Genomic DNA, 16,040 nt, shown 5'->3' on the forward strand with positions numbered 1-16,040 from the left:
ATGAAGCCTGACGCGTTCACTACCCCGATTGACTGGCAGCAATGCGACGAACAACAGCGTCGCGAGCTGCTGACACGCCCGGCAATTTCGGCGTCCGACCGTATTACCGAATCTGTCAGTGAAATTCTGCGCCGTGTGCGCAGTGAAGGTGACAGTGCGCTGCGCGAGTTTTGCGCCCGCTTTGATAAGACTGAAGTTCAGGAATTGCGCGTCACCGCACAGCAAATCGAGGCAGCATCCGCGCGTTTAGGTGATGACGTTAAACAGGCGATGGCCCACGCCGTGCGCAATATCGATACCTTCCATCAGGCGCAAAAACTGGCGGTGGTGGATATCGAAACTCAGCCGGGCGTACGTTGCCAGCAACTGACCCGCCCTATTCAGTCCGTCGGGCTGTATATTCCGGGCGGTTCTGCGCCGCTGGTATCGACCGTATTAATGTTAGCCACGCCGGCGCGTATTGCCGGATGCCAGAAAGTGGTGCTGTGTTCTCCGCCACCGATTGCCGATGAAATTCTCTATGCCGCGCAACTTTGCGGTGTGGAAGAGGTGTATCAGCTTGGCGGTGCGCAGGCGATTGCCGCGCTGGCCTTCGGCACCGAAACCGTGCCACGTGTGGCGAAAATCTTCGGACCAGGTAATGCCTATGTGACCGAAGCTAAACGTCAGGTCAGTCAGAGCCTGGACGGCGCGGCGATTGATATGCCTGCCGGGCCTTCCGAAGTGCTGGTGATTGCCGACAGCGGTGCCACACCGGATTTCGTCGCCTCTGATTTACTTTCACAGGCTGAACACGGCCCGGATTCTCAGGTGATTTTGCTGACACCTGATTTGAAAATGGCACAGGCCGTTGGCGAAGCCGTTGAACGTCAGTTACAGACATTATCCCGCAGCGAGATCGCCCGTCAGGCGCTGGCGAGCAGCCGTCTGATTGTGGCGAAAGACCTCGCGCAATGTATCGACATCAGCAATGCCTACGGTCCGGAGCACCTGATCCTGCAAACCCGCGAGCCGGAACAGCTTGTCGACAGGATTACCAGCGCCGGTTCGGTCTTTCTCGGTGACTGGTCACCGGAATCTGCGGGCGATTACGCCTCCGGTACCAACCACGTCTTGCCGACTTACGGTTACACCGCGACCTGTTCCAGCCTCGGGCTGGCCGATTTCCAGAAACGCATGACCGTTCAGCAGTTAACACCTGAAGGTTTGCTCGGTCTGGCAAATACCATTGAAACCCTGGCGCAGGCTGAACAGCTGACCGCACACAAAAATGCCGTGACTTTGCGCGTTAACGCTTTAAAGGAGCAACGCTGATGAGCAACGAAAACAACCTCAGCGTTCAGGCGCTGGCACGTAAGAATGTGCAGGAACTGACGCCGTATCAGTCCGCCCGCCGTCTGGGGGGGAACGGTGATGTCTGGCTGAATGCCAACGAATATGCCATCGCGCCACAGTTCCAACTGACACAGCAAACGTTTAACCGTTACCCGGAATGTCAGCCTGCGCTGGTCATCAACCGTTATGCAGCTTATGCGGGTGTGGATCCGGAACAGGTGCTGGTCAGTCGCGGCGCAGACGAAGGCATCGAGCTTTTGATCCGCGCATTCTGCGAACCGGGCAAAGACGCCATCCTTTATTGTCCGCCAACGTATGGCATGTACAGCGTGAGTGCCGAAACCATTGGCGTTGAAGGCCGCACGGTGGCCGCGAAAGCCGACTGGTCTCTGGATATTCCTGCCATTGAAGCTGCCCTCGACGGCGTGAAACTGGTGTATGTGTGCAGCCCGAATAATCCGACCGGCAACATTATCGACCCGGATGAAATCCGCGCCGTACTGGAAATGACCCGTGGCCGCGCGATTGTCGCCGTCGATGAGGCTTATATCGAATTCTGCCCGCAGGCGACAGTTTCCGGCTGGTTGCAGGAATACCCACATCTGGCGATTTTGCGCACGCTGTCTAAAGCCTTCGCACTTGCCGGTCTGCGCTGCGGCTTCACGATCGCCAACAGCGAGCTGATTGGCTTATTAATGAAAGTCATCGCGCCTTATCCTTTATCTACGCCGGTCGCCGATATCGCTGCACAGGCGCTGAGCCCTGAAGGACTGGCGATTATGCGTCAGCGCGTGGCTGAAGTAACAGAGAACCGCGAGTGGTTACTGAAAGAACTGGAAAAATGCGCCTGCGTTGAAGAGGCTTTTGCCAGCGACACGAACTATGTGCTTGCCCGTTTCTCTGCTTCAAGTGCAGTATTTAAAAACCTCTGGGATCAGGGCATTATCCTGCGTGACCAGAATAAGCAACCGGGACTTTCCGGCTGCCTGCGAATTACCATTGGTACGCGTAACGAGTTGCAACGCGTGATTGACGCACTGCAACCGTTACCGGGCGCGACCGCCACGACCATCAACGATAATCAAAATAGCCCCCGCAAGGAGCACATGTGAGCCAGAGCCCGTTATTGCAAAAAACACTGTTTATCGACCGCGACGGTACGCTGATTTCTGAGCCACCGGAAGATTTCCAGGTGGACCGTCTGGATAAACTGGCTCTCGAGCCGGGCGTTATTCCGGCACTGCTGGCGCTGCAAGACGCCGGTTTCAAACTGGTGATGATCACCAATCAGGACGGTCTGGGGACCGCCAGTTTCCCTCAGGAAACTTTCGATCCGCCGCACAACCTGATGATGCAAATCCTGACCTCGCAGGGTATCGTTTTTGATGAAGTACTGATCTGCCCTCATCTTCCGGCCGATCACTGTGATTGCCGTAAACCGAAAACCAAACTGGTGACAGGTTATCTGGAAAGCGGCGTGCTGGACACGGCAAACAGCTATGTGATTGGTGATCGTGATACCGATATTCAGCTGGCAGCCAATATGGGCATCGCCGGGCTGCGTTATCAGCGCGATACCCTGAACTGGGCAGCCATTGCTGAACAGCTGACTAAACGTGACCGCCATGCGAAAGTGAACCGCGTGACGCGTGAAACGGCGATTGATGTCGATGTCTGGCTGGATCGTGAAGGCGAAAGCAAAATCCGCACCGGTGTGGGCTTCTTCGACCATATGCTGGATCAGATTGCCACGCACGGCGGTTTCCGTATGAACATCGAAGTGAAAGGCGATTTGTATATCGACGATCACCACACGGTAGAAGATACCGCACTGGCGCTGGGCGAAGCGTTGAACAAAGCGCTGGGCGATAAACGTGGCATTGGTCGTTTCGGATTCGTGCTGCCTATGGATGAATGTCTGGCACGCTGTGCGCTGGATATCTCTGGCCGTCCGCACCTGGAATACAAAGCAGAATTTAACTATCAGCGCGTCGGTGACCTGAGCACGGAAATGGTCGAACACTTCTTCCGTTCCCTGTCCTACGCGATGGCCTGTACCCTGCACCTGCGCACCAAAGGCAAGAACGATCACCACCGCGTCGAAAGCCTGTTCAAAGCCTTTGGCCGCACACTGCGCCAGGCAATTCGCGTCGATGGCAACACCCTGCCGAGTTCGAAAGGAGTGCTGTGATGAATGTCGTTATCCTTGATACCGGCTGTGCCAACCTCTCTTCCGTAAAATACGCGGTGCAACGTTTGGGCTACGAGCCGACGGTTAGCCGTGAAGCGGAAATTGTGTTGCAGGCCGACAAGTTATTTCTGCCGGGCGTTGGTACCGCACAGGCCGCAATGGAACAACTTGAACAACGCGAGCTGATCGAACTCATCAAAGCCTGCACGCAACCGGTGCTGGGTATTTGTCTGGGGATGCAACTGCTGGCTTCTTCGAGTGAAGAAAATGGCGGGATTGATACGCTGGGCATTATCGAAACGCCGGTAACACGTATGCAGGATATGGGGCTGCCACTGCCGCACATGGGATGGAATCAGGTCATTGCCAACGCCGACAGCCATCTTTTCCGTGGTATCGATGAAAACGCCTACTTCTATTTCGTCCATGGATTTGCCATGCCGGTATGCGAAAACACCATCGCGCAGACACTATACGGTGAGCCCTTCAGCGCAGCCGTACAAAAAGACAACTTCTTCGGCGTGCAGTTTCATCCCGAGCGCTCCGGTGCCGCTGGCGCACAGTTGCTGAAAAACTTTCTGGAGATGTAAACAGCATGATTATTCCCGCTTTAGATTTGATCGAAGGCAGCGTGGTGCGTTTGCATCAGGGCGATTACGGCCAGCAGCGTGACTACGGCAATGATCCGCTGCCACGGTTGCAGGATTATCAGCAACAAGGCGCGCAGGTTCTGCATCTGGTGGATCTGACTGGCGCAAAGGATCCGGCAGCGCGTCAGATCCCTTTGCTGACCAAACTGCTGGCTGGTGTTTCCGTGCCGGTGCAGGTCGGCGGCGGCATCCGCACCGAACAAGACGTTGAGGCTTTGCTCAGCGCCGGGGCAACCCGCGTGGTGGTCGGCTCGACAGCGGTAAAAGATCCGCAGACCGTACAGGGCTGGTTCACCCGTTTCGGCGCAGATGCGCTGGTGCTGGCACTTGATGTCCGCATCGATGCAGAAGGCACTAAAAATGTCGCCATCAGCGGCTGGCAGGAAAACTCCAACGCCACACTGGAACAGGTCGTCGAGCAATATCTGCCGTTCGGCCTGAAACATGTACTTTGCACCGATATTTCCCGTGACGGCACGCTGGCGGGTTCTAACGTTGAACTTTATCGTGAAGTGACCGCACGTTATCCGCAGGTAGAATTTCAGGCATCCGGCGGCATCGGCTCGCTTGATGATATTGCGGCATTACGCGACAGCGGCGTAAAAGGTGTCATTGTCGGGCGCGCATTGCTCGACGGTAAATTTACTGCGACGGAGGCAATTTCATGCTGGCAAAACGGATAATCCCCTGCCTCGACGTTAAAGACGGTCAGGTTGTTAAAGGCGTGCAGTTCCGCAATCACGAAATCATCGGTGACATCGTGCCTTTAGCGCAGCGTTACGCTGAGGAAGGCGCAGACGAACTGGTGTTTTACGACATTACGGCGTCCAGCGACGGTCGCGTGGTAGACAAAAGCTGGGTATCACGCGTGGCGGAAGTCATCGATATCCCCTTCTGTGTCGCGGGCGGCATCAAGAGCCTGGAAGATGCAGGCCAGATTTTGCAGTTTGGTGCAGACAAGATTTCCATTAATTCACCCGCACTGGCTGACCCGACATTGATCAGCCGCCTCGCCGACCGCTATGGTGTACAGTGTATCGTCGTTGGCATTGATACGTGGCACGATGCAGCGACCGGTATCTATCAGGTGCATCAGTTTACCGGCGACGAAGCGCGTACTAAAGTCACTACCTGGCAGACGGTTGACTGGGTGAAAGAAGTTCAGGAACGCGGCGCCGGTGAAATTGTACTGAATATGATGAATCAGGACGGCGTGCGTAACGGTTACGACCTTGCGCAACTTAAGATGATCCGCGAAGTGTGTCACGTTCCGCTGATCGCCTCCGGCGGTGCCGGCACCATGCCACACTTCCTCGATGCCTTTCGCGAAGCACAGGTTGACGGCGCACTGGCCGCCTCTGTGTTCCACAAACAAATTATTAATATTGGTGAGCTGAAAAGCTACTTAGCCGAAAATGGCGTGGAGATCCGCTTGTGAGTATTCAGGACGTAAAAACCTGTCTGTTAACCGATGAACAGATCAGCCAGCTCGACTGGGAAAAAGTGGACAACCTGATGCCGGCCATCATCCAGCATGCGGTGTCGGGTGAAGTACTGATGCTCGGTTATATGAATCAGGAAGCGCTGAGCGTTACCCAGTCTTCCGGTAAAGTCACCTTTTATTCCCGCACCAAAGAACGTCTTTGGACAAAAGGCGAAACGTCAGAAAACTATCTGAATGTGGTCAGCATCACGCCAGATTGTGATAACGATACGTTGCTGATTCTGGTTAATCCGGTGGGTCCGACCTGCCACAAAGGCAATAACAGCTGCTTCCACCCTGCCGAAACCGACTGGGCGTTTTTGTATCAGCTGGAAGAACTGCTGGCATCGCGCAAAACCGCCGATCCGGAAAGCTCTTATACCGCCAAACTGTACGCCAGCGGGACCAAACGTATCGCGCAGAAAGTCGGTGAAGAAGGCGTGGAAACTGCGCTGGCCGCCACCGTCAATGACCGCTTCGAACTGAAAAACGAAGCCTCTGATCTGATTTATCACCTGCTGGTATTACTCCAGGATCAGGATCTAAACCTGAGCGCCGTGATCGAAAATCTGCGTCAGCGTCATAAGAAATAACAGCAGGCTTTAACGCTAATAAAGTCCAGACGTAAAAAAGCCGCCTTTGCTTATGCATTGGCGGCTTTTTATTGGCGCTACAAAACTGGCGTGCTTAACACGCGCCGGTCAGGCTATTAATCCAACCATTCGGTATGGAATACGCCATCTTTATCAGTACGTTTATAAGTATGCGCACCGAAGTAGTCACGCTGTGCCTGGATCAGGTTAGCTGGCAGAACCGCTGAGCGGTAGCTGTCATAGTAGTTGATCGCAGCAGAGAAGGTTGGCGTCGGGATACCGTTCTGAACGGCATAAGACACAACATCACGCAGCGCTTGCTGATATTCGTCAGCAATGTTTTTGAAGTAAGGAGCCAGCAGCAGGTTAGCGATAGAGGCATTTTCAGCATATGCATCGGTGATTTTCTGCAGGAACTGCGCGCGGATGATACAACCAGCACGGAAGATCTTCGCGATTTCGCCGTAGTTCAGGTCCCAGTTGTTCTCGTCTGAAGCAGCTTTGAGCTGTGAGAAACCCTGAGCGTAAGAAACGAGTTTACCCAGATACAGCGCACGACGCACTTTTTCGATGAACTCAGCTTTGTCACCAGAGAAAGGTTTAACAGCCGGGCCAGATAATACCTTAGAGGCTGCAACGCGCTGATCTTTTAGGGAAGAAAGATAACGGGCAAATACGGACTCAGTAATCAGGGTCAGTGGTTCGCCGAGATCCAGCGAGCTCTGGCTGGTCCATTTACCGGTACCTTTGTTCGCAGCTTCGTCCAGGATCACATCAACCAGATATTTACCTTCTTCGTCTTTCTTAGTGAAGATATCTTTGGTGATGTCGATCAGGTAGCTGCTCAGCTCGCCTTTGTTCCAGTCAGCGAAGGTGGCTGCCAGCTCTTCGTTGCTCAGGTTCAGGGACTGTTTCAGCAGGGAATACGCTTCTGCGATAAGTTGCATGTCGCCGTATTCGATACCGTTATGAACCATCTTAACGTAATGACCAGCACCATCTGCACCGATGTAAGCTACGCAAGCGTCGCCATCTTCAGCACGCGCTGCGATTTTCTCAAGAATCGGAGCCACCAGCGCGTACGCTTCTTTCTGACCGCCAGGCATGATGGACGGGCCTTTCAGTGCGCCCTCTTCACCACCGGAAACACCGGTACCGATGAAGTTAAAACCTTGCTCAGACAGTTCGCGGTTACGACGAATGGTGTCTTTATAATACGTGTTGCCGCCATCGATCAGGATGTCGCCTTTATCCAGGTGCGGAGTCAGGGATGCGATGGTTTTGTCAGTTGCTTCACCGGCTTTCACCATCAGCAAGATACGACGAGGTTTTTCCAGTGAGTCAACAAACTCTTCGACGGTGTAGTGCGGGACCAGATTTTTACCCGGATTTTCGGCGATGACTTCATCAGTCTTGTCACCAGAACGGTTAAAAATGGAAACGGAATAACCACGGCTTTCGATGTTAAGCGCGAGGTTACGGCCCATGACCGCCATACCGACAACGCCGATCTGTTGTTTGGACATTAGCAACTCCTGTCTGAAATAGTTGATCGCCCAGTTTTTAGTCTAAACTCCTGTTAACAGTGAGTTTAACTGCACCGGGCCATACAAATGAACACAAGCATTGTACATGAGAATGGCGATGGGTGAACCTATTGCAGCCATAACAATATTCTGATCGCACGTACCGGCAGCCACCCGCCTCGCCTTTCTCAGAGGCCGGTTTCACTTTACCGGTAACATGTGGGGAATGCAGGTAAAAAAGAGCTAAACAGACACAACGCATTTTAGTGGATGCATTTAACTATTCTAATCGCTGCATTTTTATTCAACTTGCATAAAAGTGTCCCCATCCCTTACAGGCAGTGACAAGTTAGATTTATCTGAGGGGATAAACCAACACAAGGCATGTATCCTTTAGCACAACTTTGGGGTTAAAATTACCGGCTAAGGGTAAAGCGTTGTCTATTAAGAAACCCCTACAGTAGAAGTATAACGAGGTTTTTATGAGTAATGAGGTAGTTGCCTGATGCAATCTTTCAATGCGTCCCCGAGAGAATTCGTGGCCAGCGCTGTACGCAACCGAGCATTAATTTATAACTTAGTTAAAAGGGAAGTTATTGGGCGATATAAAGGCTCAATGCTGGGTATTCTCTGGTCGTTTTTTAACCCCGTATTTATGCTTGCTGTTTATACTTTTGTGTTTAGTGTCGTATTTAATGCGAGATGGGCCGGTGGTGGGCAGTCAAAAACTGAATTTGCGCTGATACTTTTTGCAGGGCTTATTGTTTTCAATTTATTTGCAGACTGTTTCAATCGTGCGCCAGGTTTGGTTCTGGCCAATGCTAACTATGTTAAAAAAGTTGTTTTCCCTTTAGAAATCCTTCCCTGGGTCGCTGTCGGTGCCGCTTTATTCCATGCAATGATCAGCGTCTTAGTTTGGGTAATATTTTACATTTTCGTCGTCGGGGTTCCTCATTTAACCATTCTTTTACTGCCGATAACGATTATACCGTTAGTCCTCCTTTCTGTTGGCGTCAGTTGGGCTCTGGCCTCATTAGGCGTGTATTTGCGCGATGTGTCCCAACTGGTTGCAGTATTAACCACTGTTCTGATGTTTTTATCGCCAATTTTCTTCCCGATTGAAGCATTGCCGGAACAATATCGTCCGTTATTGAAAATGAACCCTCTAGCACCTGCTATCGCCGAAATGCGCGACATTCTCTACTTCGGTGGGATCCCAAAAATCAGTTCCTTCTGCATTTATTTTGCTGCCTGCAGCCTGGTAGCCTGGCTGGGATTTGCCTGGTTCCAAAAGACAAGAAAGGGGTTTGCCGATGTCTTGTAATTCTATAATTTCTACGACTGACGTTAACGCTCCGGATAGTAATGTCCTAACGGAAGATATTGCCATTAGCGTAGAAGGTCTGGGGAAATGTTATCAGATTTACGAAAAACCCCGTGATCGTTTGCTGCAAATATTTTTCCGTGGCCGCAAAAACTTCTTCAGAGAATTTTGGGCATTACGGGACGTTTCCTTTAAGGTGCGTAAAGGGGAAACAGTAGGGATCATTGGCCGCAATGGTTCAGGTAAGTCCACACTCCTGCAGATGATTTGTGGCACGTTAAACCCAACACTCGGCAATGTCACAGTTCACGGTAAAGTCGCAGCACTACTTGAATTGGGCGCCGGTTTTAACCCTGAATTTACCGGGCGTGATAACGTTTATATGGCCGCATCGCTCTATGGTTTGAGCCGCGAAGAGGTTACAAAACGATTCGACTTAATCGAAACCTTTGCAGATATTGGCGAGCACATCGATCAACCGGTTAAGAACTATTCTAGCGGCATGTACGTGCGCCTGGCGTTTGCTGTTATTGCACACGTTGATGCAGATATTATGGTCATCGATGAAGCACTTGCCGTGGGTGATGCTGTATTTACGCAAAAATGTATGCGCTTTATCCGCAAATTCAAAGAAACGGGCACGCTGATTTTTGTCAGCCACGATATGAATTCGGTACTGAATCTTTGTCAGGATGCCGTCTGGCTTCACAAAGGTGATTTGGTTAAAACAGGTTCAGCGAAGGAAATCGCAGAAGATTACCTGCAGTACACATTACAGGAAGTCTATGGTGAGGATGCCAAACTCCAGGCATTAGCGGAATCAACTCAAAATGCAAACCAGGCTCTCGACGAAGCATTCGAAGCTAATGAGCCAATACTCTTCGATTACGAAAGTAAAATTAAGGTCACTGATAATCTCAGTCAGGCTAATGGCTGGAAAAGCGGCGCCGGAGAGATTACCGCTGTCGAACTAACTACTTACAACAATGAAACGAAAACAGTGTATCAAGGCGGAGAGTCCGTCAAATTGGTCATCAAAGCCAAAGTAGATACCCACTTTGATCGCCCTATTCTTGGCTTCATTGTTAAAGACAGACTGGGTCAGGATTTATTTGGTGAGAACACTCTCCCCTTCACCAACCTGAATCCAAAAGAAATTGAACCCGGGCAAAATATCGAGGGAGAATTTAAATTTAAACTTCCCATGTTGCCTAATGGTCAATATGTCGTCATGGCATCACTTGCTAATGGTGATGTTCACGATCATGTTCAACATCATTTTCTGCATGATGCCCTTATTATAAATGTCTCTTCAAGCAAAGTACGCTGGGGACTGGTTGGTATTAATTTTTCAAAAGTTGATTTGAGAGCCATAGTATGAAAAAACTTTACGATTTGTACGAAGAAAGCACCGGTAAAATTTCAGATAAATGGAATATTTACTTTGATGCTTACGATAACATTATGGCTCCGTATCGTAATAAGCCAATCACTATGCTGGAGATTGGTGTTCAGAATGGCGGTTCACTTGAAGCTTGGTCGAACTATTTCCCTCTGGCAGAAAAAATCATAGGCTGCGACATCGATGAATTATGCGGGAATTTAACATACACCGATCCCCGCATTAGCGTTTTTGTCGGAGATGCCACATCAGACGTCACCAGCCAAAAAATCATCAGTTTTCAGCCTGAGTTCGATATTGTCATAGATGATGGTTCGCATACATCTCCTGATATTATCCGAGCTTTTTGCAAATACTTCGGCACCATCAAAAATGGTGGTGTGTTTATTGCTGAGGACCTGCATTGCAGTTATTGGGGGAATTATGAAGGAGGTATTTACCATCCTTATTCTTCCATTTCATTCTTCAAAAGACTTGTCGATATTATTAATCACGAGCACTGGGGGCTTGATAAAGCATCTGGAAGTGTGCTTGATGAATTCAAAGGACATTATCAAGTTGAAATCGACAATGAACTTTTATCGCAAATTCATTCCGTTGAGTTTATAAACTCAATCTGTGTTGTTCGTAAAAAAGAACATGAGAAAAACATTCTAGGTGAGCGATATATTGCCGGGGAAGAAGAATCCGTTGTTGTGGGTAACAAGAATTATCACAAAACTCTCCTGAACTCACCTCCGCAGAATGATAATATCTGGTCAACTATGCTGCATTCTCCTGCAGCACAATGGCTTGAGATGAACGAGCGTTTAGCTAATCTGACGACAAGGCATGAGCAAAGTCAACACGAATTAGAACAGCTAAGAACTGATAACAATACGATTCAGACTAAATGTAATGAAGTCTTGGCTGATAATGCAGATTTGCATGATTTACTCGACAACGCCAATTCTACTGCGAGCCATCTGCAAAACCGCACATCTCAACTTGAGAGCCGAATCATTGATTTAGAAAAACAGATCAATGAAATCTGGAAATCGAAAAGCTGGAAGATTACCAAACCTATTCGTTGGTTTTTCACTAGCCTGCGTAGAGCGAAATTGTTGACTCGGTTAATTGGACCATCTATCAGAAGAGGTGGAGGCATATCCAGCACATTCAGAAAAGCAGTCGGCGTTTATCGCCGGGATGGCGTTGCTGGCATTCGTAGCCGTTTGCGCACCGTTGCGCAACACATGCCATCAGAAAACTTTGTTCACCCAACTTATCCTATTTTAAAAGAGCAGATTACGTTACCTGCTGAAAAGATTTTAGCACCGCGGATATTAATCATTGGGGAACTCAGTATTCCTCAATGCAAAAAATATCGCGTACTTCAAAAACAAGAAATGTTCCGCCAACGAGGGTATGAATGCAATATTCTCGACTGGAATGATATCGCCGGAGCTTTCGAAGCTTTGCAGCGCCACTCCGTAGTTATTTTCTACCGAGTTCCTGGCTTCGAAAGTGTCATGCACGTGATTGCAGAAGCGAAAAGACTCAACATTAAGACCTACTGGGATGTAGATGACCTGATTTTTGATGAAGAGATACTAAGGAACAGTAAAACGCTTAAAGGCCTTGATCCTACAGTTTTAAAAGACCTCATTAATGGTGCTACCCTTTACCGCAGCACCATGTTGGCGTGTGATGGTGGCATTGCATCGACTCCCGGCTTGGCAAAAGCAATGCAGGAAGCAGGAGCAAATGATGTGGTAATCATCGAGAACGCGCTCGATAACCAAACGATGGTGACGGCCGATCAGATCAATAATTCAGATGTAAGTGCAACTAAATCCGATGAATATGTACGTATAGTCTATGGGTCAGGCACTAATACACATAATATTGATTTTGAAGAGGCGGCGCCTGCTATCGCAGCAGTTTTGGCAAAATATCCTAATACGAAATTCAGAGTGATCGGTCAGTTAGATCTGCCTGATTATTTATCAAAATATATCTCGCAGATAGAGTTTTTCCCTACCTGTACATATGAAGAGTATTTGGTATTGCTCTCTGAATGCGATATTAGTATCGCACCTCTGGAAAACTATATTTTTAACGACTCGAAAAGTAATATTAAATATATTGAAGCCTCATCACTTCATATACCTTCAATATGCTCACCACGCTCGGCATTTACTCAGGCCATTACGCATGAAGAAAATGGTTATCTTTGTGAAAGTGAATCCGAATGGATCCAGGCATTCAGTTCGTTAATTGAAGATAAACAAAAGCGTATTACTGTCGGTGAAAAAGCCTATCAAAATGTAATGTCTCATTATTCACCACTGAGTATTGCACAAGATCAGGTTCAGCCTTTTATTGACCATATTTTTACAGAAAAACGACCACAAACCATTCTGTCTGTGAACTGTTATTACTCCCCGCGTTCATTCGGTGGCGCAACGATAGTTGCTCAGGAAATTAACAAACAGCTTCGCGATAGCGGTAAAATTGTGCATGTTGTCACTGCATTCTCTGACCGCGACATAGCATCTTACCAATGTAAACGCTATGAAACTGATGGAATGAATGCATTTGGCATAGGCATACCGGATAATTTAAGTTCCAGAGAAAGCTTTGATAATCAAAATATCACTTCCGTATTTGAGGACATTGTAAAAGTTACCAAACCAGACATTGTTCATTTCCACTGTATTCAGGGAATGGGTGTCAGTATGCTGGACATCTGTAATCAATTTAATATTCCTCACGTGGTTACTCTTCACGATGCATGGTGGCTAAGCACCAACCAATTCATGATTGACAAAAATGGTGTTTATGTTGGTCAGGCAATGATTGATGCCGAGCGCGAGACAGGTAATATAGCTAACAAGCATTTGCATTTCCTCCGAGAAAAGCGAGTCAGAGGCACTCTCAATACAGCCGCTGCTATATTATCACCGAGTAAGTATTTTGCCGATTTCCATATTGCCAATGGTTTTAAAGATGTCATTATTAATAAAAATGGGATTTTGAAACCTAAATCCACAGAGCATGTACGTTGTGGTAGCACTCTGAGATTTGGCTATGTCGGTGGTAATACCGAGGTTAAAGGTTTCCACCTCATCCGAAAAGCATTCACTAAGCTTACTGATCAAAACGTCAGTCTTAGTATTGTCGACAATACAACGAACCTTGGGTATTCCTCCTTCACAAAATCTGATCTAGATTTCTTTGAGAATACCCTTTTAGTACCTGGGTACACCCAGGCTAACATCGATGATTTCTTCGCTAATATAGATGCATTACTATTCCCTACCCAGTGGAAGGAAAGTTTTGGCCTTACGGTTCGCGAAGCATTAATTCGTAATGTTTGGGTCATTGTCACAGATGCCGGCGGTGTCACTGAAGATATTATCGAAGGCAAAAATGGGTTTATCATTCCGCTTGAAGATAAGGGGGGGGCACTATTGGCAGCAATTAATAAAACAATAGATATTTACTCAACCCGCTATGCTCAAGGCAAGGTTGTATTACCAAGTAACAATATCACTACTTTTGACCAACAAGCAGTTGAATTACAGGGTATTTTCGATGGAATTATTTCCGCAAAAAAATCCTGATTAAAATTACTTAGTACAAAAAAAGCCAACAAATGTTGGCTTTTATTTTGCCTGAATAACATGATTCAAAATCTGCGATTCAGTACACCATCTTTAATAGCTCTTAAAAAACTATGGATATACTCTTTCTTTTTATTCTTTTGGGTAAGAATCAAAATAGTCTGATGTATAAAATTGAAGATAAATTCACGAAGAACCATGAACTTTGGTACATGTTTCATTCGTAATAAAAAGAAAGCGTTGCGTACACGGTAATATCTTCTGAAAGGCGAATGCACAGGAATGTTGAACGAAAGGAATTTTACAATCTTATCGCCGATCGAATGTGTCATGTAGGCAGATGTTCCTACATATACCCGATACCCTTTATTGCCTGCTCTCAGACACCATTCGGTATCAACATAATCTATAAAAAGCGATTCGTCCATATAACCTATTTCGCGTATAGCATCGACAGGAATCATTGACCCTGATGAAATAATCAACGATGTGGCAAACGGGGCAGAGTAATTTTCAGGGCTTATTTTTTTACGAAATCCGAAGCGGTTTATATCAATGACTTTGTAATAGAAACCATGTTTTGTGTCAGTAAAGACTGGCCCTATCGTCGCTATTTTAGGATCATATTGTCTGACACTCAAAAAATCTTTTGAGAGCGATCCTACATAATTTTGATCAATTTTACTGTCCTGATCAAAGAATATGATGTATTCAGCGCCCTTTTCTTCTGCCTTTTTAATACCTATATTTTGTGCTGCCGCGATCCCAAGATTTTTTTCAAGCTCAATAAACTGACAAATCTGGCGCAACTCTGCAAATTTGTCACAGACCGAGCTGCCATTATCCACGACGATAGATTCTACGCCCTGTTTTTTAAGTGAATCAATCAGACACACGAGGTCAATGATTATCGGCTGATAAGAGACAATGACGGCAACCGGTTTTAAGTTCTCACACAACATGCATCACTTTCCTATTTGCTGCAGCCAAAGTCATCAGGCATGATGTCGTTCATTTCTTTGAGCACAACGGGAGCTCAGACAGGCAATTTTTATTCACTTCCTTTCTTTTTCTGTCAAAAATCCAACCCCACTTATTGAAATAAAGGATTGAAGATTTGATATGACACATTAACAAAGATGTGTTTTTATACGAGCCCTTACCAAACTCGTGAATAATTTCTTTGCCTGGACAATACATAACTTCAGTATAATCAAGTGCTCGTCGGCATAAATCGACATCTTCAAGATACATAAAATATCGCTCGTCAAAACCTTTGAGAGTTATTAGTAACTCCGAGGAAATAAGCATGAAACAGCCTGAAACAGAAGGCACAGAGAAGTTTCTGCTAAAATCAGCATCCTGTATTTCGTACTTCCGGTCCATTTTCTTCGCTAATGACGGTAAGAAGCGTCTTAAAAAAAGATTCAGCGGGGTCGGTAAAAGTTTACAACTATATTGTTTTGAGCCATCGGCATATCTGATTGGCGGGGATACGAATTTATATCCATGATGCCGGCATTCTTCCAATAAATGAGAAACGACGCCTTTATTAAAACACACATCAGGATTACAAATTAAAAAATACTCAGAATGGGGCAGAAATTCCGCCATTGCCTGATTATGCCCGTGCCCGAACCCGCAGTTTTTGTTGGATTTAAGAACTGTAATGCGCGGATTATTAAGGGAAAAAGCCCAGTCACAACCACCGTTGTCGACTAACACAATTTTTGCTATCTGCGGCTCGCTAAGCAGAGAATTCAGAGTACGCTCAATCTGAGCGTAGGTATGATTGAATAAGACGATCGAGGCAATGACGTCTGATTTCACTAAGTCAGCAACCATGATTTACATTTCCTATCCCCAGGGGCATAAGGGATTTTATATTCAATCAGAACAAAAATGATTTTAACACTGATAATTAATTG

General features: G+C 47.4%; 13 protein-coding genes. 10 read left to right on the top strand and 3 right to left on the bottom strand.

Features of this window, described 5'->3' with window-relative positions; translation table 11 throughout:
* The 7 genes from hisD to hisIE are packed head-to-tail and all read left to right on the top strand — an operon-like array spanning nt 1 to nt 6,252.
* Nucleotides 1–1,314, top strand: coding sequence for a histidinol dehydrogenase (hisD, locus tag ACM615_RS06195; RefSeq protein WP_129638671.1), 1,314 nt, complete (start codon nt 1–3; stop codon nt 1,312–1,314).
* On the top strand, nt 1,314–2,447 hold the full coding sequence (hisC, locus tag ACM615_RS06200; protein ID WP_112291016.1) for a histidinol-phosphate transaminase: 1,134 nt from the start codon (nt 1,314–1,316) through the stop codon (nt 2,445–2,447). The genes hisD and hisC overlap by 1 nt, the downstream gene beginning before the upstream one ends.
* Nucleotides 2,448–2,461: 14 nt before the next feature.
* Complete coding sequence (gene hisB, locus ACM615_RS06205) at nt 2,462–3,526, top strand: bifunctional histidinol-phosphatase/imidazoleglycerol-phosphate dehydratase HisB (protein ID WP_369921255.1); 1,065 nt, start codon at nt 2,462–2,464, stop codon at nt 3,524–3,526.
* A complete protein-coding gene (hisH, locus tag ACM615_RS06210) occupies nt 3,526–4,116 on the top strand; it encodes an imidazole glycerol phosphate synthase subunit HisH (RefSeq protein ID WP_112291012.1) in 591 nt (196 codons plus the stop codon). The genes hisB and hisH overlap by 1 nt, the downstream gene beginning before the upstream one ends.
* A 5-nt stretch (nt 4,117–4,121) precedes the next feature.
* A complete protein-coding gene (gene hisA / locus ACM615_RS06215) occupies nt 4,122–4,859 on the top strand; it encodes a 1-(5-phosphoribosyl)-5-[(5-phosphoribosylamino)methylideneamino]imidazole-4-carboxamide isomerase (protein WP_132963902.1) in 738 nt (245 codons plus the stop codon).
* The gene (gene hisF / locus ACM615_RS06220) at nt 4,841–5,614 is read left to right on the top strand and encodes an imidazole glycerol phosphate synthase subunit HisF (RefSeq protein ID WP_431011645.1); all 774 of its coding nucleotides are present in this window, start codon (nt 4,841–4,843) and stop codon (nt 5,612–5,614) included. The genes hisA and hisF overlap by 19 nt, the downstream gene beginning before the upstream one ends.
* Before the next feature lie 23 nt (nt 5,615–5,637).
* On the top strand, nt 5,638–6,252 hold the full coding sequence (gene hisIE / locus ACM615_RS06225) for a bifunctional phosphoribosyl-AMP cyclohydrolase/phosphoribosyl-ATP diphosphatase HisIE (protein WP_132964099.1): 615 nt from the start codon (nt 5,638–5,640) through the stop codon (nt 6,250–6,252).
* 116 nt (nt 6,253–6,368) lie between these two features.
* Here hisIE and gndA read toward each other — a convergent pair whose 3' ends face one another.
* Nucleotides 6,369–7,778, bottom strand: a complete 1,410-nt coding sequence (gene gndA / locus ACM615_RS06230) for an NADP-dependent phosphogluconate dehydrogenase (RefSeq protein WP_431011646.1) — start codon at nt 7,776–7,778, stop codon at nt 6,369–6,371.
* A gap of 505 nt (nt 7,779–8,283) precedes the next feature.
* Here gndA and ACM615_RS06235 point away from each other — a divergent pair.
* Genes ACM615_RS06235 through ACM615_RS06245 form a run of 3 tightly spaced genes read left to right on the top strand, consistent with a single transcriptional unit; the run spans nt 8,284 to nt 14,112 of the window.
* Entirely contained in the window at nt 8,284–9,102 is an 819-nt protein-coding gene (locus ACM615_RS06235; protein ID WP_113878364.1) for an ABC transporter permease, read from the top strand.
* Nucleotides 9,092–10,483, top strand: coding sequence for an ABC transporter ATP-binding protein (locus ACM615_RS06240; protein ID WP_431011647.1), 1,392 nt, complete (start codon nt 9,092–9,094; stop codon nt 10,481–10,483). Before ACM615_RS06235 ends, ACM615_RS06240 begins: the two co-directional genes overlap by 11 nt.
* On the top strand, nt 10,480–14,112 hold the full coding sequence (locus tag ACM615_RS06245; RefSeq protein ID WP_431011648.1) for a glycosyltransferase: 3,633 nt from the start codon (nt 10,480–10,482) through the stop codon (nt 14,110–14,112). Before ACM615_RS06240 ends, ACM615_RS06245 begins: the two co-directional genes overlap by 4 nt.
* 65 nt (nt 14,113–14,177) lie before the next feature.
* Here the strand turns inward: ACM615_RS06245 and ACM615_RS06250 are convergent, their stop codons facing one another.
* Nucleotides 14,178–15,074 carry a glycosyltransferase family 2 protein gene (locus tag ACM615_RS06250; protein WP_431011649.1) on the bottom strand — a complete coding sequence of 299 codons (897 nt, stop codon included), beginning with the start codon at nt 15,072–15,074 and terminating at the stop codon, nt 14,178–14,180.
* A gap of 49 nt (nt 15,075–15,123) precedes the next feature.
* Nucleotides 15,124–15,957: a glycosyltransferase gene (locus ACM615_RS06255; protein WP_431011650.1), complete on the bottom strand. Its 834-nt coding sequence runs from the start codon at nt 15,955–15,957 to the stop codon at nt 15,124–15,126.
* Nucleotides 15,958–16,040 lie beyond the last annotated feature (83 nt).

Source organism: Rahnella sp. PAMC25617 (assembly GCF_050606005.1).
In the GTDB taxonomy this organism is placed as follows: Bacteria; Pseudomonadota; Gammaproteobacteria; order Enterobacterales; family Enterobacteriaceae; genus Rahnella; species Rahnella variigena.

Coding starts and splice junctions, on each gene's coding strand:
- hisD (WP_129638671.1), top strand. CDS start 1: ATGAAGCCTGACGCGTTCACTACCCCGATTGACTGGCAGCAATGCGAC.
- hisC (WP_112291016.1), top strand. CDS start 1,314: ATGAGCAACGAAAACAACCTCAGCGTTCAGGCGCTGGCACGTAAGAAT.
- hisH (WP_112291012.1), top strand. CDS start 3,526: ATGAATGTCGTTATCCTTGATACCGGCTGTGCCAACCTCTCTTCCGTA.
- hisA (WP_132963902.1), top strand. CDS start 4,122: ATGATTATTCCCGCTTTAGATTTGATCGAAGGCAGCGTGGTGCGTTTG.
- hisF (WP_431011645.1), top strand. CDS start 4,841: ATGCTGGCAAAACGGATAATCCCCTGCCTCGACGTTAAAGACGGTCAG.
- gndA (WP_431011646.1), bottom strand. CDS start 7,778: ATGTCCAAACAACAGATCGGCGTTGTCGGTATGGCGGTCATGGGCCGT.
- ACM615_RS06235 (WP_113878364.1), top strand. CDS start 8,284: ATGCAATCTTTCAATGCGTCCCCGAGAGAATTCGTGGCCAGCGCTGTA.
- ACM615_RS06240 (WP_431011647.1), top strand. CDS start 9,092: ATGTCTTGTAATTCTATAATTTCTACGACTGACGTTAACGCTCCGGAT.
- ACM615_RS06245 (WP_431011648.1), top strand. CDS start 10,480: ATGAAAAAACTTTACGATTTGTACGAAGAAAGCACCGGTAAAATTTCA.
- ACM615_RS06250 (WP_431011649.1), bottom strand. CDS start 15,074: ATGTTGTGTGAGAACTTAAAACCGGTTGCCGTCATTGTCTCTTATCAG.
- ACM615_RS06255 (WP_431011650.1), bottom strand. CDS start 15,957: ATGGTTGCTGACTTAGTGAAATCAGACGTCATTGCCTCGATCGTCTTA.